At 74.8% G+C, this 24,436-nt stretch carries 22 protein-coding genes; 9 read left to right on the top strand and 13 right to left on the bottom strand.

Translation table 11 applies throughout. The annotated features are described in order from the left end of the window. Positions 1-15 precede the first annotated feature (15 nt). On the top strand, positions 16-2,037 hold the full coding sequence (locus ABT093_RS07165) for an outer membrane protein assembly factor BamB family protein (protein ID WP_350561308.1): 2,022 nt from the start codon (positions 16-18) through the stop codon (positions 2,035-2,037). Positions 2,038-2,717: 680 nt separating this feature from the next. Here ABT093_RS07165 and ABT093_RS07170 read toward each other — a convergent pair. Next, complete coding sequence (locus ABT093_RS07170) at positions 2,718-3,368, bottom strand: TetR/AcrR family transcriptional regulator (RefSeq protein ID WP_350561310.1); 651 nt, start codon at positions 3,366-3,368, stop codon at positions 2,718-2,720. A 131-nt stretch (positions 3,369-3,499) separates the two neighbouring features. On the opposite strand from ABT093_RS07170, the gene ABT093_RS07175 reads away from it, so the two are divergent. Together ABT093_RS07175 and ABT093_RS07180 are read left to right on the top strand one after the other, a co-directional pair. After that, positions 3,500-4,789, top strand: a complete 1,290-nt coding sequence (locus ABT093_RS07175; protein WP_350561312.1) for an MFS transporter — start codon at positions 3,500-3,502, stop codon at positions 4,787-4,789. A gap of 55 nt (positions 4,790-4,844) precedes the next feature. Beyond that, positions 4,845-6,584, top strand: a complete 1,740-nt coding sequence (locus ABT093_RS07180) for a glycoside hydrolase family 3 protein (protein WP_350561314.1) — start codon at positions 4,845-4,847, stop codon at positions 6,582-6,584. A gap of 49 nt (positions 6,585-6,633) precedes the next feature. Here ABT093_RS07180 and ABT093_RS07185 read toward each other — a convergent pair whose 3' ends face one another. After that, positions 6,634-7,554 carry an AEC family transporter gene (locus ABT093_RS07185; RefSeq protein ID WP_350561316.1) on the bottom strand — a complete coding sequence of 307 codons (921 nt, stop codon included), beginning with the start codon at positions 7,552-7,554 and terminating at the stop codon, positions 6,634-6,636. A 117-nt stretch (positions 7,555-7,671) separates the two neighbouring features. Between ABT093_RS07185 and ABT093_RS07190 the strand changes: the two genes are divergently transcribed. Continuing rightward, positions 7,672-8,127: an HD domain-containing protein gene (locus ABT093_RS07190; RefSeq protein WP_350561318.1), complete on the top strand. Its 456-nt coding sequence runs from the start codon at positions 7,672-7,674 to the stop codon at positions 8,125-8,127. 7 nt (positions 8,128-8,134) lie between these two features. Here the strand turns inward: ABT093_RS07190 and ABT093_RS07195 are convergent, their stop codons facing one another. From ABT093_RS07195 to ABT093_RS07215, 5 genes are all read right to left on the bottom strand, one after another. Beyond that, positions 8,135-9,427 carry a sulfatase family protein gene (locus ABT093_RS07195; protein WP_350561320.1) on the bottom strand — a complete coding sequence of 431 codons (1,293 nt, stop codon included), beginning with the start codon at positions 9,425-9,427 and terminating at the stop codon, positions 8,135-8,137. Between the two features lies 1 nt (position 9,428). Beyond that, a complete protein-coding gene (locus ABT093_RS07200) occupies positions 9,429-10,454 on the bottom strand; it encodes a hydroxyacid dehydrogenase (RefSeq protein WP_350561322.1) in 1,026 nt (341 codons plus the stop codon). 52 nt (positions 10,455-10,506) lie between these two features. Next, on the bottom strand, positions 10,507-11,727 hold the full coding sequence (locus ABT093_RS07205; protein WP_350561324.1) for an ROK family transcriptional regulator: 1,221 nt from the start codon (positions 11,725-11,727) through the stop codon (positions 10,507-10,509). Positions 11,728-11,971: 244 nt separating this feature from the next. Then, on the bottom strand, positions 11,972-12,346 hold the full coding sequence (locus ABT093_RS07210) for an aggregation-promoting factor C-terminal-like domain-containing protein (RefSeq protein WP_350561326.1): 375 nt from the start codon (positions 12,344-12,346) through the stop codon (positions 11,972-11,974). 463 nt (positions 12,347-12,809) lie between these two features. Continuing rightward, the gene (locus ABT093_RS07215) at positions 12,810-13,100 is read right to left on the bottom strand and encodes a hypothetical protein (protein WP_350561328.1); all 291 of its coding nucleotides are present in this window, start codon (positions 13,098-13,100) and stop codon (positions 12,810-12,812) included. Positions 13,101-13,169: 69 nt separating this feature from the next. Here ABT093_RS07215 and ABT093_RS07220 point away from each other — a divergent pair, with 69 nt between their 5' ends. Next, complete coding sequence (locus tag ABT093_RS07220) at positions 13,170-13,742, top strand: SMI1/KNR4 family protein (RefSeq protein WP_350561330.1); 573 nt, start codon at positions 13,170-13,172, stop codon at positions 13,740-13,742. Positions 13,743-13,807: 65 nt separating this feature from the next. On the opposite strand, the gene ABT093_RS07225 is transcribed toward ABT093_RS07220, so the two are convergent. Next, on the bottom strand, positions 13,808-14,035 hold the full coding sequence (locus ABT093_RS07225; RefSeq protein WP_350561332.1) for a hypothetical protein: 228 nt from the start codon (positions 14,033-14,035) through the stop codon (positions 13,808-13,810). Next, positions 14,035-14,415, bottom strand: coding sequence for an ATP-binding protein (locus ABT093_RS07230; RefSeq protein WP_350561334.1), 381 nt, complete (start codon positions 14,413-14,415; stop codon positions 14,035-14,037). Before ABT093_RS07230 ends, ABT093_RS07225 begins: the two co-directional genes overlap by 1 nt. Positions 14,416-14,466: 51 nt before the next feature. Here ABT093_RS07230 and ABT093_RS07235 point away from each other — a divergent pair, with 51 nt between their 5' ends. Further along, positions 14,467-15,702 (top strand): helix-turn-helix domain-containing protein, encoded by a 1,236-nt coding sequence (locus ABT093_RS07235; protein WP_350561336.1) that lies wholly within the window; start codon positions 14,467-14,469, stop codon positions 15,700-15,702. A 17-nt stretch (positions 15,703-15,719) separates the two neighbouring features. Here ABT093_RS07235 and ABT093_RS07240 read toward each other — a convergent pair whose 3' ends face one another. The 4 genes from ABT093_RS07240 to ABT093_RS07255 all read right to left on the bottom strand — a co-directional run bounded on the left by ABT093_RS07240 (position 15,720) and on the right by ABT093_RS07255 (position 22,719). After that, positions 15,720-19,847 (bottom strand): nSTAND1 domain-containing NTPase, encoded by a 4,128-nt coding sequence (locus ABT093_RS07240; protein ID WP_350561338.1) that lies wholly within the window; start codon positions 19,845-19,847, stop codon positions 15,720-15,722. Beyond that, positions 19,840-20,196 carry a CU044_2847 family protein gene (locus ABT093_RS07245; RefSeq protein WP_350561340.1) on the bottom strand — a complete coding sequence of 119 codons (357 nt, stop codon included), beginning with the start codon at positions 20,194-20,196 and terminating at the stop codon, positions 19,840-19,842. The genes ABT093_RS07240 and ABT093_RS07245 overlap by 8 nt, the downstream gene beginning before the upstream one ends. Before the next feature lie 125 nt (positions 20,197-20,321). Continuing rightward, complete coding sequence (locus ABT093_RS07250; RefSeq protein WP_350561342.1) at positions 20,322-21,830, bottom strand: carboxyl transferase domain-containing protein; 1,509 nt, start codon at positions 21,828-21,830, stop codon at positions 20,322-20,324. Between the two features lie 262 nt (positions 21,831-22,092). Beyond that, a complete protein-coding gene (locus tag ABT093_RS07255) occupies positions 22,093-22,719 on the bottom strand; it encodes a DJ-1/PfpI family protein (RefSeq protein WP_350561344.1) in 627 nt (208 codons plus the stop codon). 247 nt (positions 22,720-22,966) lie between these two features. Here ABT093_RS07255 and ABT093_RS07260 point away from each other — a divergent pair, with 247 nt between their 5' ends. From ABT093_RS07260 to ABT093_RS07270, 3 genes are read left to right on the top strand one after another with little or no spacing between them, the layout of a single operon-like run. Beyond that, positions 22,967-23,521, top strand: coding sequence for a universal stress protein (locus ABT093_RS07260; protein ID WP_350561346.1), 555 nt, complete (start codon positions 22,967-22,969; stop codon positions 23,519-23,521). Continuing rightward, positions 23,518-23,916: a hypothetical protein gene (locus tag ABT093_RS07265; protein ID WP_350561348.1), complete on the top strand. Its 399-nt coding sequence runs from the start codon at positions 23,518-23,520 to the stop codon at positions 23,914-23,916. Before ABT093_RS07260 ends, ABT093_RS07265 begins: the two co-directional genes overlap by 4 nt. Positions 23,917-23,940: 24 nt before the next feature. Then, positions 23,941-24,429 (top strand): hypothetical protein, encoded by a 489-nt coding sequence (locus ABT093_RS07270; RefSeq protein WP_350561350.1) that lies wholly within the window; start codon positions 23,941-23,943, stop codon positions 24,427-24,429. The last annotated feature ends 7 nt before the right edge of the window (positions 24,430-24,436 follow it).

The following is a 24,436-nucleotide window of genomic DNA, read 5'->3' on the forward strand; positions in this document are numbered from 1 at the left end:
CGCCCGAGGAGAACCATGACGCCGCCCGCCCGACCCTCCCGCCGCCAACTGCTGCGCGGCGCGGGCTCCGTGACCGCCCTGACCACCCTGGCGGCGCTCGGCGCCGGGCCGGCCTCGGCCGCACCGGGCCGCCCGTCCGGTGCCCCCGAGGTGACCGGACTCGGCCCGGGCAACGCCGACTTCCCGCTGATGAGCGCCACCCTGATCGGCGAGACGCTCTGGATCGGCTCGCGCAACCTGGCCCCGGCCAGGGTGGTCGGCTACCACGTGCCGAGCGGGCGGGTCACCGGATCCGCCGTGCTGCCGACCGGCAACTTCGTGCAGGGCTCGGCCGCCCACGGCGGCGTGCTCCACCTCGGGGTGACGGACGCGCCGAAGGCCGTCAACCTCTACCGCTTCGACCCGGCCGACGGCAGCGTGCGCGGCCTCGCCTCGGTGCCCGGCGCGGACGTCCGGGACGTCGCGGTCGCCCCCGACGGCGTGGTGTTCGCCACCGGCCGGCAGAAGGGCCGGGCGGCCGGCCCCGGCCTGTACGCCTACGACCCGGCGACCGGGGCGCTGACCGAGGTCGCCTCGCCCGTGCCGAACGCCACCCAGGGGCGGGCCGTCGAGGCCACCGCCACCCACGCCTACCTCGGCGTCGGCAGCAACCTCGCGGGCGGCGGCGGGGCCACCCTGGCCTCGCTGTTCGCGGTCGAGCGGGCCACCGGGCGGGTCACCGACATCACCCCGCCCGAGCTCGCGGCCGACACCATCATCCGCCAGATCACCGCCCTCGGCGACGACCTGCTCGCCGTCTCCACCGAGGGCAAGCCCGCCCACGTCGCGCTGCTGGACCGGGCGACCCACACCGTACTGCGGTCCTTCCCGGTGCCCGGCACCAAGAGCGTCACCAACTTCCAACGCATCGGCGACACCGTCTGGTTCACCTCCACCGAGCACGGCACCGTCTGGCGCCACCGGCTCGGCACGGACGGCCCGGAGGCCTTCGCCGTGCCCGTCCCCGACGGCAACTCCTGGGGCCTGGGCCGGATCGGCGACACCCTGGTCGGCGTCACCGAGGGCGGTACCGCCTGGACCCTTGCCACCGCCACCGCCGCCGTCACCACCACCGACCTGGTGGCGGCCGGCGCGCCCGCCGAGGCGCAGCTCGGCATGTCGGTGGCGGCCCGGTACGGGCGGGTGTACGTCGGCGGCAACGGCTCGATCGCGCTGCACGACCTCAACGCCGGCACGGTGCGCAAGCTCCCCGTCCCCGGCGAGGCCAAGGACACCGTGGTCCTCGACGACGGCACCCTCTACCTGGGCGTCTACTCCTCGCAGGGGATCTGGCGGTACCGGCCGTGGGCCGACGAGGTGCCGGTCCAGGAGGCGGAGCTGCCGCAGGAGCAGAACCGCCCGCAGGCCGTCCGCTGGGACGAGGAGCACCGCCTGCTGCTGCTCGGCGTGCAGGCCGACACCACCGGCGGCGGCTCGTTCGTCACCTACCGGCCGGGCAGCGGCCGGCCCACCGTGCACGTCGACCCGCTGGGGCCGGAGCAGCTGGTCCGGGCGGTCGCGGCCGGGCACGGCCAGGCGTTCCTCGGCGGCGACAACGCCAAGACCACCGGCCCGCGCGGCGACCTGGCGGCCTGGGACCCGGTGGCCGGGCGTGAACTGTGGCGCACCGCAACCGACTTCGGCTCGGGCGTCAGCAGCCTGGTGGTGCACGGGCACCGGCTGTTCGGCATCACGGTGAACGGGCAGGCCTTCGCCGCCGACCTGCGCACCGCCCGGCCGGGCCGGCCCCCGGTGATCGGCGTCCGGGCGGACCTGCGCGCGGTCACCTCGGCCAACCCCCGGCTGCTGGTGGCCCGCGGCCGGGTGTACGGGATCAGCGAGAAGACGCTGTTCCGGCTGGACCCGGCGACGCTGGCCGCCACCGTCCTCGTCCAGGTCGACGCCGAGTGGTACAGCGGCGCCCGGATCGCGGCCGACGACGCCGGCGTGCTGTACACCCTGCGCGGCCGCGAGCTGATCGCCGTCCGGGACCGCTGACCCGGACCGGTTCCGGGGGGTGGGGCCGCCCCCGGTCCCCCCGGAACCGCGGAGCACCGGGCCCGGTGGTGGCGGACCCCGGTGGCGGGCCGGATCCCGCGCCGGGGGAGGACGCCTGACGGAAGCGGGTGCCGGGCGGCACCCTCCGCAGCGGCAGCCGGGGGATCCGCATGGACGACCGCCTGCGCGCGGCGGAGAAGCGCGCCGCGCTCCGCCGGCGGCTCGCCGAGCGGCGGGCGGCCGAGGGGCTGCGCGCCTGGTGGGCGGAGCACGTCGGCGCGGAGCTGCGGCCGGTCGGCCTCGGGGGCGTCGACGACGCGGTGGTGGCGGTGCGCGGCGGTGTGCCCGGCAGCCCCGACCGGGTGGTGCGGCTCGCCGAGGCGGCCGCGCTCGTCGCCCCCGGCGCCGGTGACGTGGTCGTGGTCCTCCAGGAGGCGGACGAGGTGTTCGCCGCGGTGATGACGGCGGGCCGCCGAGGGCGGCGTGCACGCGATCCCGGCCCCGGGCGCGGCGCCGGTCCTCGCCGAGCACGACCGCGATCACGCGCCCGACGGCCGCTCGGCCGGCTGGGTGGCGCTCTGGGGCGTCTGACCGCGCGCGCCGGAAGACCGCGCCCCGGCAGACGTCGCGCCGGCAGACCGTGCGCCCCGGCAGACCTCGCCCCGGCAGACCGTGCGCCGTCAGCCGGCCGGCGTGAGCGCCTCGAAGGCGGCCGCGCCCGGCTCGGTGAGGAGCGCGAGGACCGCCGCCCGCACATGGCGGGCCATGTCGACGGAGCGGTCGAAGAGCCACTGGGCCTGGAGCCCGTCCATCAGCGCGGTGAGCCGCACGGCGGCCTCCTCCGGGTCCACGCCCGCGCGCAGGTGTCCGTCCTCGCCGAGCCGGCGCAGGGCGTCGGCGGTGCCGCCGCGGATGCGCGCGTAGCGGTCGGCGAAGTAGGCGTGGGCCGGGTGCTCCGGGTCGGAGGCCTCGCCGGAGAGTCGGACGAACAGCTCGATGAGCCCGGGGACCAGCTCGTTGTGCCCGGCCAGGTCGACCATCCCGCGCAGCACGCCGAGGCCGCCGCCGAGCCGGGTGTAGGGCCGGAAGCGTTCCCGGTCCAGGCGGTCGCGGTCCTCCAGGACGGCCTGGAGCAGCGCGTCCTTGTCGGGGAAGTAGCGCAGCAGACCGGCCCGGGAGATGTCGCACGCGGCGGCGAGGTCAAGGATCGTGACGGCCCGGAACCCGCGCTGGGCGAAGTGCTCGGCGGCGGTCTGGATGATCGCGGCCCGGCGGGCGCGGCCCTTGGCGTAGCCGCCGGACACCGCCGCCCCGGCTCCTGAGGTGGTCATGGGGGAACGCTATCAGGGTTGCTTGACAGAAAGCTACACATGTGTAGCAATTGGCTCCACGCCGCGCCCCCCCCCGCTGCCGCGGCTCTGGTCCGCCACGCCGTCGTGGCCGGTCTCCAAGGAGCTCCCCCGTGCTCGAACCCCCACCCCTGCCCGCGGCGGCCCCCGCGCCGCAGGCACCCCCCGGCTTCGTGCGAAGACTGGCGCTCGGCCAGTTCGGTATGTACCTGGCCGTGCTCGCCCCCGTGATGGGCGGTCTGTCGGTCAAGATCCAGGACCTGGTGGGCCTGGACGCCGCCCCCGCCCAGCTCGGGCTGGTGACGGGTACCGGCGCCCTGTTCGCGCTGGTCGGCCAGCCCCTCGCCGGCCGCCTCTCCGACCGCTGCACCTCCCGCTACGGCATGCGCCGGCCGTTCCTGGTCGGCGGCGTCGCCGTGATGGCGGTGGCCCTGGTGGCCTGCGCCCTCGCCCCCACCGTCCCGGTGCTGCTGATCGCCTGGTGCGTCGCCCAGGGCGCCGCCAACGTCGCCTTCGCCGCCGCCGGCGCGACCGTGGCCGACCACGTGCCCGAGGCCAGGCGCGGCAGCGTGTCCGGCATCGTCGGCGCGGTCACCCCGATCGGCATCATGATCGGCTCGATCCTGCTCTCCGTGCTGCCCAGCGACCTCCTGCGGTTCGTCGTGCCGGCCGCCATCGCCGTCGTCCTCGGCTTCTGGTTCGCCGTCCGGCTGCCCGACCGGGTCCGCACCGAACCGCCGGGCGAGCCGCTGAACCCGCGCAGCCTCCTGCTCTCCTTCGTCTTCGACCCGCGCAAGCACCCGGACTTCGGCTGGGCCTGGCTGAGCAAGTTCCTCATCATGCTCGGCTACGGCGCCCTGGCCGGCTATCTGACCCTGTTCCTGGCCGCGGAGTTCGGCATGGACGACACCGACGAGCAACTGCGCTTCAACGCCCTGGCCAACGGCCTGAGCGTGGCCACCCTGGTCGTCTCCAGCATCATCGGCGGCGTGCTGTCCGACCGGGTCGGCCGCCGCAAGCCCTTCGTGATGGGCGGCGGCCTGGTGATGGCGGCCGTGCTCGCCGCGGTGACCGTCACCCCGTACCTGGGCGACGCCGGCCTGGGGACCCTGCTGGTCCTCGAAGCCGTCCTCGGCATCGGCGCCGGCCTGTTCTTCGCCGTCGACAACGCGCTCGCGATCAGCCTGCTGCCCAGCCGGGACGACACGGCCAAGGACCTCGGCGTGCTCAACATCGCCAACGCGCTGCCGAGCTCGCTGTCGCCGTTCCTGGCGGGCGTGGTCGTCATCCCCGTCGGCAACGCCCTGCTCGGCGGGGCCGGCTACTCCCTCTGGTTCGGTCTCGCCGCCGTGTTCTGCCTGGTCGGAGCGCTTCTTGTGACCAGGATCAGAAGCGCCGCCTGACCGCATCCGCCCCCGCCCCCGTGTTTCCCCCCGCACCACCGAGAAAGGCCCCGTCATGAGCACCGACGCCCGCTTCCCCTACCAGGACCCGACGCTGAGCGTCGACCAGCGCGTCGAGGACCTGCTGAGCCGCCTGCCGCTCGAGGACAAGGCCGGCCTGATGTTCCACCCGCTGGGCAACATCGGCGCGCTCTCGGAGCCCGGCCTCTTCGGCATGCCGTCGATGGCCACCTTCCTGGAGCGGCGCATCAACCACTTCAACATCCTCTGGGCGAGCAGCGCGGGTGACCTCGCCGCCTGGCACAACAACCTCCAGCGCAGCGTCCTGGAGCGCCCGCTGGGCATCCCGGTCACCATCTCCAGCGACCCGCGCCACTCCTTCACCGACAACCCGGCCACCGCGCTGCTGGCCGGCCCGTTCTCGCAGTGGCCCGAACCGCTCGGCTTCGCCGCCGTCGGCTCGCCCGAGCTGGTGCGCCGCTGGGCGGACACCGTGCGCCGCGAGTACCTGGCCGTCGGCATCCGGGTCGCGCTGCACCCGCAGATCGACCTCGCCACCGAGCCGCGCTGGGCGCGCATCAGCGCCACCTTCGGCGAGGACGCCGACCTCACCTCCGAGCTGGCCGTCGCCTACGTGCGCGGGCTCCAGGGCGAGGAGGTCGGGGCGGAGTCGGTCTCGGCGATGGCCAAGCACTTCCCGGGCGGCGGCCCGCAGCTGAACGGTGAGGACCCGCACTTCCCGTACGGCCGCGAGCAGGTCTACCCGGGCGACCGGTTCGACTACCACCTCAAGCCGTTCGAGGCCGTCATCGGGGCCGGCGTCGCGCAGATGATGCCCTACTACGGCATGCCGGTCGGCACCGAGCACGAGGAGGTCGGCTTCGGCTTCAACAAGGGGATCATCACCGGCCTGCTGCGCGAGCGGCTCGGCTACGACGGCATCGTCTGCACCGACTGGGCCATCCTCGCCGACAAGTTCTGGGGCGTGGAGGAGCTCACGTACGAGGAGCGCATGCTCAAGTCGCTGGACGCCGGGGTGGACCAGTTCGGCGGCGAGTTCCGCCCGCAGGCGCTGGTGGACCTGGTCAGGACCGGGAGGGTGACCGAGCAGCGCGTCGACGTCTCGGCGCGCCGGCTGCTGCGCGAGAAGTTCCGGCTCGGCCTGTTCGACCGGCCGTACGTGGACGAGGCCACCGCCGAAGCGACCGTGGGCGCCGCCGGGGCGCGCGCCGAGGGCCTGGCGGCGCAGGCGGCCGCGTCCGTCCTGCTGGTCAACGCCGCCGAGGGGCCGGCCCGGCTGCCGCTCGCCCCGGGCGGCCTGAAGGTCTACGCGGAGGGGCTGTCCGCCGAGGCGCTCGGTGGCCGGGCGCAGCTCGTCGCCACGCCGCAGGAGGCGGACGTGGCGGTGCTGCGGCTGGCGGCGCCGTTCGAGCCGCGCGGCGAGGAGGGCTCCCTGGAGTCCTTCTTCCACGCGGGATCGCTCGACTTCCCGGAGGAGGAGACCGAGCGCGTGCGGCGGATCTGCGCCACCGTGCCGACCGTGGTCGACGTGTACCTGGACCGGCCGGCGATCCTGACCGGTCTGGCCGGGCACGCCGCGTCGCTGATCGTCAACTTCGGTGCGCAGGAGCAGGCCTTCGCGAAGGTGCTGTTCGGCGAGGAGCGGCCGCAGGGCTCGCTGCCGTTCGACCTGCCGTCCTCGATGGCGGCCGTCGAGGCGAGCCGGCCGGACGTGCCGTTCGACACCGCCGACCCGCTGTTCCGCTTCGGCCACGGCCTGCGCTACGAGGGCTGAGGCCCGTCCCCGCTCGGCCCGCCGCCTCCCGGTGGCGGGCCGACCGGCGCTAACCGAGGGCCCAGGCGATCAGGGAGAGGGTGGCCATCGAGACCAGCGTCGAGGCGAGCACCGTGTCCCGGGCGAACGCGGCGCCGTGCCCGTACTCGCGCGCGTAGGTGAACGCGTTCTGCGCGGTCGGCAGCGCCGAGAACAGCACCACGGTGAGCAACTGGTGCGGCGGCAGGTCGAGCACCAGTGCGCCGACCGCCCAGGCCGTCAGCGGCTGGACGAGGGTCTTGAGCGTGACCGCGGTGCCGACCTCCAGGTAGCGGGAGGCGCCGGTGACGGCGGGCGGGTGGCGGAGCGAGAGGCCGAGGGCCACCAGCGCGGTGGGCACGGCGGCGCCGCCGAGCAGTTCGCAGGAACGATTCAGCTCGGCGGGCGGCCGCCAGCCCGTCGCCGACAGCACGGTGCCCAGGGCGACGGCCAGCAGGATCGGGTTGCGCAGCGGCAGGGTGAGCGCGGCCCGCAGCCCCGCACGCCCGGAGTCGAGCACGGTCAGCACCGCCGGGGTGACCAGCAGGATCTGGAACAGCACCACCGGGCCGACGAAGGACGCGTCGCCGAGGACCTGGGTGGCCACCGGGATCCCCAGGTTGGCCGAGTTGACGTACCCGGCCGCCATCGCGCCGAGCGCCCGCTCCGGCACCCCGCGCCCGAACAGCCGGTGGGAGGCGAGCAGCCCGAGCCCGCCCGCGACCAGCGTGCTCGCCGTGAACGCCACCATCGACGGGTTGGCGAACCGGTCCAGCGGGGTGCGGGCGATCATCAGGAACAGGGCCGCCGGCATGGCCGCGTGGAAGACGAACCGGTTCAGCACCTGCTCGGCGTGCTCGCCGAGCAGGCCGCCGCGGCCGAGCAGGTAGCCGACGCCGGTCAGCGCCCAGATCGGGGCGAAACCGGACAGCAGCGGGTGCGGGCTGGGCATGGCTCCTCGGTGCGGGGTTCGCGGTGCCGGGCTCGGACGGGACGCCGGAAGTCAATCAGGCGTACGAACGGCCGCGGTGGGCAGGCCCCCGCACGGCCCGGCACCTACGATGGCCGGATGGAGTACCTGAGCCTGGCCGAGGTCGAGCGGATCGCCCGGGACGCCCACGCGGGGCAGACCGACAAGAACGGCCACCCCTACACCGAGCACCTGGCGGCGGTCGCCCACGGTGTGGCCGCGCGCGGCGGCAGCGAGGAGCAGATCGCGGCCGGCTGGCTGCACGACGCCATCGAGGACGACGCGCTGACCCGGGAGTGGCTGGCCGGCGCCGCCCTCGGCGCCGCCACCAAGGCCATCGTGGACGCGCTCACCAAGCGGCCCGGCGAGCCGCTGGAGGAGTACACCGCGCGCATCCTGGCCACCCCCGGGGCGCTGGTCGTCAAGCAGGCCGACCTCGCGCACAACGCCGACCCGGCCCGGCTGGCGAGCCTCGACCCGGCCACCGCCGAGCGGCTCGCCGCCAAGTACCGCCGGACCCGCGAACTGCTCGGCCTGGACCCGGACTCCGCCTGACACCCGGTCAATTCGACGCGGCGGCCGGAACGAAGCGGGCGAACGGGTCGCCGGAACGGGCGCAGTGCCCGGCGAGCAGTGCGCGGAACCGGTCGAGCAGGGCCGAATGCCGGGCGTCCACCGCGAGGTTGACCATCTCGCCCGGATCCCCGGCGAGATCGAACAGCTGCTCACGGTGGTCGCCCCAGGCGTAGCAGACGTACTTGTGCCGATCGTCCCGGATCATCCGGCCGAGGGCGTTGTTGAACCCGGGCAGCTCCCAGCGGGTCTCCGCCACCACCGTCTCGCGCGGTTCCGGGGCGCGCACGCTGCGCCCCGGCAGGCCGGGCGGCGCGGGGACGCCGGCGAGGTCGCAGAGGGTGGGCAGGAGGTCGGGGCCGGTCGACACCAGCCGGTCGCTGACCTCGCCCGCCGCGCTGCCGGGCCCGCTGACCAGGAACGGCACCCGCACCGACTCCTCGAACAGGGCCCACTTCTGGCTCCAGCCGTGCGCGCCGGCGCCGTCGCCGTGGTCGGAGGTGAACACCACGACGGTCTCCCGTCCGGTCCGGCGCCGGTGCTCGCGCAGCCCGTCCAGCACGGTGCCGAGGTTCGCGTCGACCCGTTCGACCAGCGCGTAGTACGCGTGCCGGTAGCGCCGCCAGTCGTCCTCGCGCCACTCGGCGGTGGGGTGGGTGTGCGCCCAGGCCCGCTGGGCGAGCCGGGGGAGGCGCGCCTCGTACGGCGCGGGCGGGAAGTTGGCGGGCAGCGGCGGGCACTCGGCGGCCGGCGGCGGGGCGGGCAGCGGGCCGGTCCTCGGGTCCTGGCCGCGTGCCCACTCGCAGATGCCGTGCGGCTCCAGGAAGGAGAGCACGAGGAGGAACGGGCGCGGGCGCGGGCGGTGGAGGAACGCGGCGGCGGCGCGGGCGAGTCCGGCGTCGTCCCCGGCGGGGTGGATGCGGCGGAAGCCGCGGCCCTCGGGCAGGTCGAGTTCGGGCAGGTGCCACTTGCCGCCGTAGGCGCAGTCGTACCCGGCCTCGGCGAACACCCGGCCCAGCAGGGGCTCGGGGGTGGTTCCGTCCGGGCCGAGGGCCTCGTTGCCGGTGACGCCGAGCGCGCTGGGCAGTTGCCCGGTGAGCAGGCTGGCCCGGGACGGCGCGCAGAGCGGCTGGGCGCAGTACGCCTGCCGGTAGCGGGTGCCGGCGGCGGCCAGCGCGTCCAGGTGCGGGGTGTCGAGGTGCGGGTTCCCGGCGGCGCTCATCGCGTCGGAGGTCTGCTGGTCCGTCAGGACGACGAGGACGTCGGGTCGTCGGTCGGTCACGTCAGGCCATCCGTTCGTAGGTGCGGCGGTCGAGCGCCCGGCGGAGCGGCTCACCGAGCGTCCACCGCTCGAACTCGCCCACCACCAGGTCGCCGAGGCGTCGCCGCTCCAGCGCCTGGCTGCCGGCCAGGTGCGGGGTGACCACGACGTTCGGCAGGGTGAACAGCGGCGAGCCGGGCAGCGGCGGTTCAGGGTCGGTGACGTCCAGCACGGCGAACAGGTCGGGCCGTTCGGCGAGGACGTCGAGCAGGGCCGGCTCGTCCAGGACGGCGCCGCGCGCGGTGTTGACCAGGGTGGCGCCGGGCTTCATGGAGGCGAGCAGCCGCCGCCCGACCAGGCCCCGGGTCTCCGGGACGAGCGGGGTGTGGACGCTCACCACGTCGGCGGTGGCGAAGAGTTCGTCCAGCCCGACCGCCCGCACTCCGGGCGGCGGCGCGGCGTACGGGTCGTGGGCGATGACGTGCAGGTCGTAGCCGCGCAGCCGCTCGCAGACCAGCCGCCCGGTCTCGCCGAGCGACAGCACGCCGACGGTGGCGCCGTACGCGCCGGGGGCCCGGCCCACCCGGACGGGCGCGCGGGCGGCGCGGGCGGCGAGCACGTGCCGCCAGCCGTCCTTGAGCGCGTAGACGATCTGCGCGACGGTGAACTCGGCGACCGGCACGGCGTTGGCGTGGGCGGCGGTGACGATCGGGACGCCGGTGGCCCAGAACTCCTCGGTGGCGATCCGGCGCACCGACCCGGCCGCGTACAGCACCAGGGCCAGCCGGGGCATCCGCTCCAGCGCCGCGGCGTCCAGGACGGGCCCGCCCCAGCCGGTGAACAGCACCTCGACGTCGCGCAGCGCGTCCGGCGCGGCGGTGAGCCGCTCGGGGCCCCAGACACCGCCGGGCGCGGCCGGGTCCGCGACGAGTTCCGCGCGCGCCGACACCCGGGCGAGGGCCTCGGGGCCGTAGACGTCGGGGAACCGGGCCGGGTCCATGGCGAAGGCGGCCGCGAACATCCGGGACTCCTTTGGTCGAGTGGCCACGAGGAGTTTCTATCACATTGAGAAATAGTGGGCCCCTTCGTGCGGGGGAGCCTCAGCGCGTGATGAAGGTGGCCCCGTCGGCGAGCCGGACGGCGGCCGCGGCGGCGCCCACCAGCTCGGTGGTGGTCGAGTGCACCACCATCAGCCGCGGCAGCACCGGCACCCGGCCCTGCAGCCGGGACTCGATCGCGGGCAGCAGCTCGCCGCCGCTCTCCCAGAGCAACCGCCCGCCCAGCGCGATGAGTTCGGGGCCGAGCACACTGGTCAGATTGGCCACCAGCAGGGCCAGGTCGTCGGTGAACTCGTCCACCAGCCGGACCGCCGCCGGCACGCCCTCCCGGGCCAGCCGGAACAGTTCGGCGACCCGCTCGGCCGACGTCCCCGAGACGGTCAGCCCGGCCTCCGCGATCCGCCGGTCGACGGCGTGGTCGCCGATCCGCGCCTGGGTGTCCCCGGTGCGCCCCAGCGGGCGGTCCAGCGCCCGGCGGTCGCCCATCAGGTAGCCCAGCGCCCCCGCCGACCCCAGCCGGCCCCGGTGCAGCCGGCCGCCCAGCACGATGCCGGCGCCGACCTCGATCCCGACCACCACCGCGGCGAGGTCGCCCACCCCGGCGCCCGCCTCGCCGTGCTGGACGGCGAGGGCGACCAGGTCCACATTGCTCTCGACCGCCACCGGGATGCCCAGCCGCTCCTGGAGCAGCGTGCGCAGCCGCAGCCCGGGCCAGTCCAGCGCCGGGGCGAACTCCACCAGCCCGGTCCGGTCCCGGACCACCCCCGGCACCCCGACCACCAGCGCGCGCGGCGCCCCCGCGTGCCGTGCGGCCCACGTCCGCAGCCCGTCCACCAGCGTCAGCAGCGGCCCGGTGAGGTCCTCGGCGGAGGGCTCGCGGGTCCGGTCCGGCCCGAGTTCCGGCGCCCAGTGGTGCTCGGCCTCGTGCAGCACGGCGCCGTGCAGGTCGGCGACCACCCCGACGATCCGGCGCGGGCGCATCGCCACCGCGAGCACCGTCTGGGCCCCGGCGTTGTAGCGGATCAGCTGCGGCGGCCGCCCGCCGCTGGACGGCGCCCGCTCGGACTCCACCACCACCAGCCCCGCCGTCCGCAGCACCTCGACCAGCCGGTGCACGGTCGCCGTCGACAACCCGCTCTCGGCCGCCAGCCGCTGCCGGGACAGCGAGCCGTGCCGGCGCAGCACCTCCAGCAGCACGGTCTGGTTGACCTGCGCCACGGTCTGCGTGGTGGCGGTCGCCGGGGTGCGGGGGGACTGGGGCACCGGATGCTCCTCGGTCGGCGCCGGGCGGGGCCCGAACGGTGGGCGGGACTTCGTCTCGGCCCGAATATATCCGAGCGCCCCGAGCCGACTCGGGTGTCTCGTGCCGCGACCGGTCCGGGAACGCCCGAAGGCCCGGCCGCGCGGATCGCGCGCGGCCGGGCCGTGGGTCACCCCGGTGGTCCCTGTCCGACCCCGGGGTGAGGGGGGACAGATGGTCCGGAAGCGGATGTGCCTACTGGTCGGCTTAGTACCAGTGGTGGGTCTGCCAGAACGCCCAGGCGTTGTTCGGGCTGCCGTAGCGCTCGTTCATGTAGTCCAGCGCCCAGCGGATCTGGGTGGTCGGGTTGGTCTTCCAGTCGGCGCCGTGCGTCGCCATCTTGGAACCCGGCAGCGCCTGCGCCAGGCCGTACGCGCCCGAGGACGGGTTGACCGCGGTCACGTTCCAGCTGGACTCGTGGGCGATGATCTGCTTGAACGAGGCGAGCTGGTTGGCCGGCACGATCTGCGCGGCGATGGTCTGCGGCGAGGCGCTCGCGGCGGAGGCGGTGGCGGGAACCAGGCCGGCGCCCAGGGCGGTCACGGCGGCGGCACCGGCGAGAACGGCGGCGGAGGTACGCATACGAAGCTTGAAAGCGGGCATGAAGAACAAGACCTCAATCAGGTTGGGCCGGTGCTCGCCCCGCCCGGACCGTGGCCGGACAGGGGCCGAAACGGTCGCGGGGCGTGCACCGGACAGTCGTTGTGAAGCGCCGCGCTCCGGTGGGACAGGTACCGGGTGCGGCTGGCGACGAGACCAATTGTTGCCAGACGGGTTTAGGCGCTGCCAAGACCCCTCCGCTACGACGCGCCGTCGTAGCGATCTCGTGCGCCGTCGATTCGAAGGTCCCCCGCCGGGCCCCCTGACCTGCGACGCCGCCACCCCCGCCCGGGTATCGGCCCGGGCACTACCGCCCGTCGTGCCGACGGAATCCCTGTGAGCGCACTCACCGCCCGGCGGCCCCCGCCGTCACCCACCGCCACCACCGCCACCACGCCCCGTCGCGGATGATCTGAGACCGCCGCCACAGACGGGGCACCGACGGTCAGAACGGAACGACGATCCCGGCCTCCCGCAGCCGGATCAACGCGTACCCCATGCACTCCCCGGCGGAGGCGCCGTCGGCCCGGAAGGGCTCCGCCAGCGGTCCGCCGCCGGCGGTGAAGGTCCACGGCGGCCGTCCGTCCCGAACCCGCTCCGCATCGACCCGGATCATGGCGTTCACACCCTGCTCGCCGAGCCATTCCAGGATCAGCAGCGTGACGTCCTCCACCCCGCTGTCCGGATCCGGCTTCACCCACCGGTTCTTCGGCCCCCGGCCCCTCGACACGCTCATACCGGCGAAACCTATCGGCAGCCGACCTCCCCGTCGGGCGGGAGGGTGCCGTGCTGGCAGGCTGAGCCCATGGACGATCTTGTCGGCACCCAGGCACCGGCCCGCCGCCTGACCGACCCCGCCGAGGCGGTCGGAGAACTGGAGCGCGCGGTACCGGGCTTGGCCGCGTTGCGCCTGCCGGAGCGCAGGGCCGTCGACTGGCAGGTGATCGAGACCGAACTGGGGGTGGCGCTGCCGGGCGACTACAAGCTGCTTCGCGATCGCTACCCGCCGTTCGTGCTCGGCGACTTCCTCGGTTTCGGCGGCCCGGATCCCGGCCACGAGCGCCGCTGGGCGCTCGGGAGGATCGAGGGCCTGGAAGACGTCGCGGAGCTGTGCGAGGAAGCCGACCTCGCCGTGCCGCTCCACCCCTATCCCCACCCGGGCGGCCTGCTGCCCTGGGCCGGGTCGAACCAGGGAGACCTCTTCCTCTGGACGACCAGCCCGGCCGGCCCCGACGAGTGGACGGTCACCGTCGCGTCACGCAGCTCCGCCTGGTGGCACTACACCGGCGGCGCCGTCCAGTTCCTCGCCGACCTGGTCAGCGGCGCGGTGCACCCCTGGGCCCTGCCGAGGATCCGGCCCGAGATCCTGGCCCCGTGAACTCCGGGACCGCGCTGCCTGAGGAGTGGGAAGTCGGCCCGGCCGACTTCCCACTCCGGGAGCGGTCATCGGGGTATGCGGTGGCCGCCGTGGGGGTAGGGCTGGCGGGCGATCCAGGTGTATTCGGTGGTGCCGTCGGGGAGTGCTCGGAGCTCCCGGCGTCCGTGGCGGGTGATGGGTGGCGGGGACAGGGCGTCGCGCATGCGCAGGCTGGTGATGACACTGATGATCACCGTAGCGAGCACGATGGCGAGGAGAGCCGCGAGTGCCCCGCCGACGAGGAAGCGGCTCATCAAGCCACTCGTCCGATGCGGTGGAGGTCCGGTGCGCTGCCCCATCCGTGGACCGGGAGCTGAAGATCCGGGGCATAGGTGAGCCAGACGATCTTGCCGGGGCCGGACCGCTCCCACCCCCAACCGAAGGCCAACGCCTCCACCAGCAGCAGGCCGCGGCCGCCGGTCGCGTCGGGGTCCGTTTCGCGTAGGCGCAACGACGGGCAGCGGTCAGCGACTTCGATCCGCAGCAGCCCGCAGGCCCACCGGACGGTGACTGTGCAGCGCTCGCCGGCGTGCTCGATCGCGTTGGTGATCAGCTCGCCCGCGCACAGCTCCACTTCCCCGAGCGCCTCCGCCGACAGGGGTACGCCCCATTTCCTCGCGTCCTTCGAGGTCACCTTCCTGGACGCGGCCGCCGGGAAGGGCGTCCCCACTCCGGCGGCCGAGCAGTGACGGCGGACGACCGCCGAGCGTTCGGGGCCCGTGTCGCGCAGCTGCGCAAGCAGCGCGGCATGAACCAGGAGCAACTGGCCGCTGCCATCAACCGGACGGCGAGTTGGGTGTCGCAGGTGGAACGAGGCGTCCAGCCCGTGGTGCGCCTCGACGTCCTCCGACTCCTGGCCGATGGGCTCGGCGTCTCGGTCCAGACCCTGCGGCCGGACGCCCCGTCGGCGCCGGCCGCCGCTCCGGTGCTGGGAAAGGAAGCGCCCAACGATCTCGACCGGGTGAGGCTTCTGCTGTCGGGACACCCCGCGCTGGACGTGCTGCTCGGCGTGGACCGGTCGGTGGAGGCACGGGATCCCACCGGCCTCGCCGCCGACGTCGACGAGATCTGGGACCTGACCCACGCGGCGCGGTTCGCCGAACTCGGTGCCGCTGTCGGCCGGACCCTGCCGGTCCTGGAACGGGCGGCGAGGACGGTGGCACCGGAGGACCGCCCCGGGATCCACCTCCTCCTCAGCCGTACCTATCAGGCGCTCGCCGCCGCGTTCGTCCGGCAGGACGAGGACGATGCGGCCTGGGTCGCCGCCGACCGGGCCATCCGGGCGGCCGAGCAGTCCGGCGAGCCGCTCCAGGTGTGCGCCGGGATCTACCGTCTGGCGCACGCGTTCATCCGGCTGCGCAGGCTCGACCAGGCCGAGCACACGGCGTCCGCCGCGCTGGCGGCTCTGCGGGCGCGGAGCGGTGGCGAGGATCCGGAGACGCTCTCCGTCCTCGGCTCGCTGCACCTCGTCCTCGCGCTCGCCGCCGCCCGGGGAGGTCGGCGTGAGCGGGCGCGGAAGGAGATGGCCGAGGCGCGCGCGGTCGCGGCGCGCCTCGGAGCGGACCGGAACGACTTCAACCTTGAGTTCGGGCCCACAAATGTGGAGATCCAGGCCGTCTCGACTGCCGTCGAACTCGGGGACGCGGGCGAGGCGCTGGACCTCGGCCGGCAGATCGATCCGAGCGGGCTGTCGGCGGAGCGCAGATCCCGGCTCCTGATCGACCTGGGCAGGGCGCACGCGCAGCGGCGGCAGCTCGGGGAGGCCGTGGATGCGCTGCTCAGCGCTGAGGAGCTGGCGCCCGAGACCGTGCGGACCCACGTCGCCGCCCGGGCCACGATCCGCGAACTCGTGCTCATCGCCGGAAGGAGTGCACCGGGCGAGCTGCTGCGCCTCGCTGAGCGTGCCGACGCCGTCGAGTAGTTCGGACAGGGGGCGCGTCAGCCCTTGTGGCATACCGGGTCGGTCGAGTGGCCGGACAGGTACACCCGTTCGTCGGAGGTGAGGTCGCGGTCGACGGACTGGCAGATCTTCCGGATCGCATCGGAGGGCTGGGGCGGAGCGACGTTCCACAGGATGGCCGTGAGGTCGTTGCCGCCGGTGGCCAGGGTGCGGCCGTCGGGGCTGAACGCGACCGTGAAGACCGCGTCGGTGTGGCCGGTGAGGGCGGCGCGGCTCTTGCCGCTGGCCAGGTTCCACAGCTGCACGGTGGAGTCGGCACTGCCGGTGGCGAGGGTCTTCCCGTCCGGGCTGACCGCCACGGCCCACACGGCGTCGGTGTGGCCGGTGAGGGCGGCGCGGCTCTTGCCGGTGTCCACGTCCCACAGCCGCACGGTGGAGTCGGCACTGCCGGTGGCGAGCGTCTTCCCGTCCGGGCTGAACGCTACCGAGAGAACGGTACCGGTGTGCCCCTTGAGGGTGGCGCGGGCGGACTTCTCGGCGATGTCCCACAACTGCGCGTTCCGGTAGACGTCGCCGGTGGCGAGGGTCCTCCCGTCCGGGCTGAACGCCATGACCTGCACGTCGGAGGTGTGGAGCGAGGTACGGGCGGTACCGGCGGGGACGTCCCACACCTTGGTGGTGTCGGTGCTGTTCGTGGCGAGGATCCTCCCGTCCGGGCTGAACGCCATGGTCGACACGACGTCGGTATGGCCCCTGAGGTCGGTGAGCTTCTTGCCGGTGGCCACTTCCCAGAGCGAGACCGTGAAGTCGGCTTCGCCGATGGCGAGGGTCTTCCCGTCCGGGCTGACCGCCAGTGCGCCCGCGATGTCGGACCGGCCGTTCAGGGAACTGCGGTAGGTGCGGTTCGCGACGTCCCACACCCGGACCGCGGCGTCGTCGCTGCCGACGGTGAGGGTCTTTCCGTCGGGGCTGAACGCGACCGTGTTCACCCCCGACGTGTGGCCGCGCAGGTCGGTACCGGTCGAGAGGTCCCACAGCCGGGCGGTGGTGTCGACACTGCCGGTGGCGAGCGTCTTCCCGTCGGGGCTGAACGCGACGGAGAACACGCTGTCGACGTGGCCCTTGAGCGCGGTGCGCGTGAAACCGGTCTCGATGTCCCACAACCGCGCGCTCTTGTCGGCGCTGCCGGTGGCGACGGTCTTTCCGTCGGCACTGAACGCGACCGACTCCACCCCGCCCGTGTGGCCGGTGAGGGTGGCGAGGGTCGATCCGGTGTCGACCTCCCACAGCTTCGCGGTCTGGTCCTCGCTGGCGGTGGCGACGGTCTTTCCGTCCGGGCTGAACGCCACCCATGTCACGGACGCGCTGTGGCCTTCGAGAGGGGTGCGGGTGGATCCGGTACCCACGTCCCACAACCGGGCGGTGCCGTCAAGGCTCGCGGTGGCGAGGGTCTTCCCGTCGCGGCTGAAGGCCACGGAGTACACGCTGTCGGTGTGACCTTTGAGGACGCGGGTGGTACCGGTGGTGACGTCGATCAGGTTCAGGTCCGAGCCGTCACCGGTGGCGAGGGTCCTTCCGTCGGGGCTGAACGCCACCGCGGTCACGATGCCGTTGTGGCTCTCCAGGGTGGTGCGGGAGGACCCGGTGTCGACGTCCCACAGCTGGGCGGTACCGTCGAAGCTCGCGGTGGCGAGGGTCTTCCCGTCGGGGCTGAAGGCCACGGAGAAGACACTGTTGGTGTGTCCGGTGAGCGTGTCGAGTGTCTTCCCGGTGTCGACGTCCCACAGCCGTACGGACTTGTCGTCGCCCGCGGTGGCGAGGATCTTCCCGTCGGGGCTGAACGCCACCGTGTCCACCGCCTCCGTGTGGCCCGCCAGGCGCCGCTTCAACGGCAGGAGCGCCGCGTTCCCCAGGCTCTCGACGGACTGGGGCGTGTGGCTGGTGTTGTACGCCGCGATGGCCAGCAGCGCCGCGGCGTCGGGGTTGGTGGCCCTGAGCGTGTCGGACTGGGCGGCGAACTGCCGTGACAGGGAGTCCTCCCGTTCCGTGGTCACCGTCCGCCACTGCCAGAGGGCTCCCGCGGCGGCGACCAGGGCGACGACGAGCAGGCCGGCCAGGATCGCGTTGAGCCGCCTGCTGCGCCGCATGACGGTCTGCTGGCGCTGCCGGCTCGCGGTGAGGAACGCGCTGATGTCGCCCGGCAGGTGGCGCCGGTCCGCCCAGTCGAGGCCCTCGGCGAGTGCCGTCCCGCCGAGCAGGTCCCCCGGGTCCTTCCGTTCGGCCCACGCGGCCCGTCGTCTGCGCGTGCTCTCCAGCCAGCCCTGGAAGCGGTGGTCCTGCTCCACCCAGTCCTGGAGCGTGCCCCATTCGCGGATGAGCGCGTCGTGCATCAGCTCGGCCACCGGCTGTCCGGCCGGCGGCTGGGGGCCGGCGGCGGTGCGCGGGGCGCGGGTCATGATGATCCGGTGGCGGGTGAGCGCGGCGACCACCTCGTCGACGGCCCGGTCGCTCTCGGGCGTGGCCTCGGTGCTGGCGGCCAGCTCGCGCAGTTCGCGCAGCGGGAGCTGCTCCCGGATGGCCGGGATCTGGTAGCCGGGCTCGGCGGGCCGTACCAGGGAGGTCAGGATCCGCCGGGCGATGGGAAGTTGCTCGCCGGTCAGTTGCCGGAGCGCGGAGTCGCACCAGGTGGTGAGGCCCCCGGTGACTCCGCCGATGCGCTGGTAGGCGTCGTGGGTGAGGTAGCCGTTCCGGCGCCGCTGCCACAGCTGGCTGAGCGTCAGTTCCAGCAGTGGCAGGACGGTGACGGGCGCCCGGTTGCCCGGCGCTCCGCCGGGGGCGGCCTCCAGGATGTCGGTGATGATCTGCTGGGGCAGGCCGGCCTCGAAGTGGGCGCCGACGGACCGGGCGGGCCGGGTGATGATGTCGTGCAGCTCGCTCCGGCTGAGGGTGCTCGGCAGGTTGAGCAGGCCCGGCATCGCCTTCTCCAGCAACGCCGGTGCCAGGGCTGCCAGTTGCGGGTAGAAGTCGTCGCGCATGACCAGCACCACGCTGACCGGGACGGCCGAGTCGGCGAGCGCGGTGAGCTGCTCCGCGACCGCCACGACCTCCCGCTGCCGGCCGTTGGTGGACCGGGCGAGGAATTCCTCGAACTGGTCGACGACCAGCAGGATCCGCTCCCGGTCCGGTTCCTTCGCCAGCCTGCGGGTGACGGCGGCGGCGATCCCGTCCCGGCGTGCCCCGGGCAGCCCGGCGCGTTCCAGCTCGGCCAGCAGGTCCTGCCGCGGACGGACGAGCACCGGCAGCCACCGGTCACTGCCCGGCAGTTGGCCCTCGGCCAGCGCGGGCAGGAGACCGGCCTGCACGAGGGACGACTTGCCCGAACCGGAGGGGCCGAGCAGCAGCGTCAGCCGCTGCTGGTGGGCCAGATCGGCCAGCACCTGGCGCACCGCGTCCTCCCGGCCCTCGAACCACCGGGCCTCCTCCGCGGTGAACGACTCCAGCCCCCGGTAGGGGCAGACGTCCGTCAGGGCCAGGTCGGGCCAGACCTCCCGCAGGACCTCCGCGGGGGTGACGTACGCGATGCCCTGGCCCCGCTCGTAGTCGTCGGGCGCCGCGATCTCGGTCAGCATGCCGATGACCAGGCCGGTCATCTCGTCGAGCACCGGACCGCCGCTGAACCCCGTGGTCAGGTCGTTGGCCGAGGTCAGCTGGAGGTGGGCGCCGCCGCGTTCACCGGCCGGCAGCAGGTCGCCGGCCACGCCGAAGCCGAAGTGTCCGCCCGGCGGGGCCTGGGCGGGGAACCCGAACGACCGCACCTGGTGGCCCCGGCAGCCCTCCGGGGAGCCCAGCGGCAACGCCGCCGTCCCCGGCACGGTACGGGCCAGGCGGAGGACGGCCACGTCGTCGCCGTCGGGGTCGCGCCACGGCTCCTCCAGGACGCGGCCCTCGACCAGGGGTGAGCCATCGACGTTGGGAAAGGCAAGCCGCACCTGTTCGCCGGGCCCGGCCCCGGCGGCGCGCACGACGTGCGCACAGGTCAGCAGGACGTCCTCGCCGACCAGGAAGCCCGCTCCGACGGCCGCGCCGCCCGGCCCGAGCACCTGGGCCACGGCCGGGAGCAGTTCGCCCGCGCGACCGCCGTCCGGCGGCCGGTCCGCGCTAGCCACCGGCCCTGTCCGGCCGGGCGGCGGCCGGAGCGACGGGGCTGCCCTGCCGCCACAGCGCCCTCACCAGCAGGTGGCAGTTGGCGGCGCTCTTCGTGATCACGGCCCCGGCCTCGAAGGAGAGGTCGACGCCGAACTCCACCGCGATCTCGTCGGGGCCGATCCGGCGCAGCTCGGTGAGCGCCGCGTGGGCGGCCGCGGTGACCGGTACGAGGGCGCCCTGCAGGGTCGTCGGCAGATCACGGACGGCCTCGCCGACCCGGCCGGCCTTCACGGGCCCCTCCGCGCCGCCGGGAGCCTCGATCAGCACCCAGCCGCCGTCCTCCAGCGGAATGCGAGCCAGCCCTGCCACGGCCTCCTCCTTCGGCGTCGCGGGTGTCGCGGCCATTCGCATCGTCATCCGCCGCCCGGAACGCCGCACCCGGACCTGGCCATCCGGACGACCCGCGGCGGTGCGGCAGCGGGCCCCGGCCGGCGTCAGTCCGTGGCGAGGAGGTCGCCCAGGCGGCGGTGGCGGGTGGTGCGGGCGGTGAGGCGGGCGGGGGCGGGGGTGGCGGTGAGGGTGCCGAGGGCGGTGGCGACGGCGTGGCCGAGGCGGTCGCAGAAGGCGGCGGGTTCGTCGGCCGCGTCGGGGAGTTCGGCGACCACCCGGTCGACCAGGCCGACGGCGGCGAGGTCGTGGGCGGTGATGCCCTGGGCGCGGGCCAGCTCCGGGGCGTGGGCGCCGTCGCGGTGGACGATGGCCGAGGCGCCCTCCGGTGGGAGCGGGGCGAGCCAGGCGTTGGCGGCGGCGAGGACGTGGTCGGCGGGGAGCAGGGCGAGCGCGCCGCCGCCGGAGCCCTGGCCGAGGAGGACGGCCAGGACCGGGGTGCGCAGGGCGAGCAGGGTGGTGAGGCAGTGGGCGATCTCGACGGCCACGCCGTCCAGCTCGGCCTGGACGGAGAGCTCGGCGCCCGCCGTGTCGACGACCGTCACGAGGGGGAGGCCGAGTTGCTCGGCGACCCGGGCGGTACGGCGGACGGCGCGCAGGTCGGCGGCGGTGAACGGGCGCTCGTGGGCACCCGTCTGCCGCTGCTGGCCGACGACCACGGCCGGCTGCCCGTCCAGCACGGCGAGCGCCCGCACCAGCGCGCCGTCCCGGCCGCCGGGGGCGTCGAGGAGCACCAGCTCCTCGGCGGTGCGGCGCAGCAGCTCGCGGGTGCCCGGGCGGTCGGGGCGCCGGGTGCGCCGGACGGCCTCCCAGGCGTCGGGCCGCGCGGCGGGTTCGGCGGCGGCGGGTTCGGTGGCAACGGGTGCGGTCGCGGGCAGCGCCCGGCGGGTCAGGACGGATAGGGAGCGGCGCAGGACCTCGCGCAGTTCCTCGGGCGCGACCACCGCGTCGACCAGCCCGCGTTCGGCGAGCGTCTCGGCGCGCTGCACCTCGGGGGGAAGCTCGACGCCCCGCAGCTCCTCGTAGACGCGCGGGCCGAGGAAGCCCAGCCGCGCGCCCGGTTCGGCGAACACCAGCTGCCCGAGCGTGCCCCAGGAGGCGAACACCCCGCCCATGGTGGGGTTGCGCAGGTAGCTGAGGTACGGCAGGCCGGCCGCCCGGTGGGCCTGGACGGCGGAGGTGATCCGCAGCATGCAGAGGAACGCGGCCGTGCCCTCCTGCATCCGGGTCCCGCCGGAGACCGGCAGCGCGACCAGCGGGAGCCGTTCGGCGGTGGCCCGCTCGACGGCGCGGGTGATCCGTTCGGCGGTGGCCACGCCGATGGACCCGCCGAGGAAGCCGAACTCGGAGGCGACCAGGGCCACCGGCTCCCCACCGATCCGGCCGAGGCCGGTGAGCACGGCCTCGTCGACGCCGGTGCGCTCGCGCGCCCGGGTCAGGCTCGCCCGGTAGGCGGCGGCCACGGGCCCGGCGGTCGGCGGAGCGTCCCAGCTCACGAAGCCGCCGGGGTCGACCAGCAGCCCGATCAGCTGGTGCGCCGTCAGGGAAACGCTCATCTGCTCCACCCCATCGCCCGATCCGGGTCCGCACCGACGAAGATCACGATAGGGCGCCGGGGCTTCGCCGTGGGGGATTGGGCGGCGGGTGTGAGGAGGCCGACAGCCGACGGGTGCGGGCCTCGTCGTAGCGGAGGGTCACCAGGTGGGCGAAGGCGTCGTGGGTGCCGAGCGGCGCGCCGGTCCAAGGGGCGCCCGCACCGCCGTCGCTCCGGAGGAGAGGCCTTCCCCCGGGCCGGCAGATCCACCCGCCCGTGCGCGGCTACACCGGCGGCCGCGGGTCGTACTGGATGCCGCGCCGCACCCGGCGGGCCCGCTCCACCGAGGCGAGCCGGGCCACCAGGTGCAGCGCCATGTCCATCCCCGCCGAGATCCCCGCCGAGGTGATCACGTCCCCGTCGTCGACGAACCGCTCCTCCCGCCGCACCTCGGCGGTCGGCTCCAGCTCGGCCAGCAGGTCGAGCGACGCCCAGTGCGTGGTGACCGGCCGCCCGCGCAGCAGGCCCGCCTTCGCGTACACCAGCGCCCCGGTGCAGACGCTGGTCATCAGCGGCACCGACGCGGCCAGCTCCCGCACCCGCGCCAGGTGCTCCTCGTCCGCCAGCAGCGGCCGGGTGCCCCGCCCGCCCGGGTGCACCACCACGTCCGGGGCCGGCATCGACGCCCACGCGTGGTGCGCCTGCACCGTCAGCCCCTTGGCACACTCCACCGGTCCGCCGTCGCGCGAGACGCACGACACCCGCCAGCCGTCCTCGGGGAAATTGCGCGTCCAGTAGGCGAGCACCTCCCACGGGCCGATGGCGTCCAGCTCCTCGACGCCGGGGAACAGCATGATCGCGATGTGGCGGAGCCGGCCGGTCGTCGGGCCGTCCTGGGCGCTGATGTCCATGGCCCCGGATTCAAGCAGAGCCCCGACGATCCCGTCCGGCAATAAACGCCAGGGTCGCCGGGGCCGGGGCATGGCAACGAGCGGAACGGGCGGGGCTGGCCGTCCCGCGTCAGGAACCCGTACGGACCGGGCCCGCGCGCGTCAGGGCTCCGTCAACGACCCCCCCGCCCCCGGCCCGCCCGGCTTGGCTGGTGACCGACGACACCGGTCACCGCACCGGTCACCAGCCAGAAGGACGGACAGCACCATGGCGGACGAGCCGACAGACCTCCCCGGCACGGCCGGGGTTCCCGGGGACGACGGCCGGGGCCGCGTCGTCGTCGGCGTCAGCGGCTCGCTCGGCAGCCTCGCCGCCCTGCACCGCGCCGTCGCCGAAGCCCGCCGGCTGGACGCCGAGGTGCTCGCCGTGCACTGCTGGACCCCGGTCGGCGGCGAGTTCGGCTACCGCCGCTCGCCCTGCCCGCCGCTGCTGTCCGTCTGCCGCGACGCGGCCGCCGCCCGGCTGCGCGACGCCCTCGACCAGGCCTTCGGCGGCGCCTGGGCCGGCGTCCGGCTGCGCAGCATCGCCGTCCGCGGCGAGACCGGCCAGGCCCTGGTCCGCTGCGCCGACCGGCCGGACGACCTGCTCGTGCTCGGCGCCGGCGGCCGCGGCGCCCTCGCCCGGGTCCTGCACCCGTCGATCACCGCCTACTGCACCCGGCACGCCACCTGCCCGGTGCTCGCCGTCCCCAAGCCGCCGCTGCAACGCGAACTGGAGGACCTGGAGCGCCACCCCCGCACCCGCCTGACGGTGACGGCGTGACCGCCCGCCTCACCCCCGCCGTGTCGGCCGCGGTCGCCCTGACCGCCTCCGCCGCCCTGCTCCCCGTCCTCGGCGTCCTCGGCGAACTCCGCCCCACCTGGGTGGCGCTCGCCGCCTACGCCGCCCTGGCCGCCGCCGTCGGCCGCCGCTCCCGCCCGCCCGCCGCCCCGCTGATCGGCCTCGCCGCCTGGCTCTTCCACAACGGCTTCGTCGAGCACCGCCACGGGACCCTCGCCCTCACCAGCCCCACCCTCGAAGCCGCCCACCTCCTCCTCTTCACCACCGCCGCCCTCGCCCTCACCGTCCACCGCCGCACCGAGCCCGCAGCGTTCCCTCCGCCCGGCGACCGGTCCGAAGCCGTCGCGCGATTTCCCTATGAGGTGTCAACTCGCTGACAGTCAATGGGGAGGGGGACATCGGTGTTCGAGCAGGCCGAGGATGCGGACGCGACCCTCGGTGCGGCAGAGGAGGGCGTCCACGCGCTCGATTTCCTGATCTCGATCGACGACACCGAGCGGTCGTCCACGGTCGGCGAGAAGGGCCTCTTCGGTCGTCGCGACGGTGCGGCCGGCGAGGCCTCGGTCCGCAGCATCCCCGTCGTGGTCCTCCGGGAGAACCTCCAGCGCACCGTCGACGGCCTCCAGGCCGTGCTCGGCGAGATCCGGGTCCCGGAGGGCGGCATGCCGCTCAAGCAGGCGCAGGCCCGGCCGCAGCGGATCCGGATCGGGACCAAGACCGAGCTCGACGACTTCGTGCTGTTCGAGAAGAAGAGCCCCGCCGACGCCGCATCGCGACTGGAGGCCCTTGGCTTCACCCTCTCCACCGAGGTCACCTACACAAGGCCGGACGGCGGCGCGCGGGAGAGCGGGCCGTCCGACGGTTCCTCGTGGCCGGGCCAGGTGCTCTGACCTGGTA

It is taken from the genome of Kitasatospora sp. NPDC002551, from assembly GCF_040296005.1.
In the GTDB taxonomy this organism is placed as follows: domain Bacteria; phylum Actinomycetota; class Actinomycetes; order Streptomycetales; family Streptomycetaceae; genus Kitasatospora.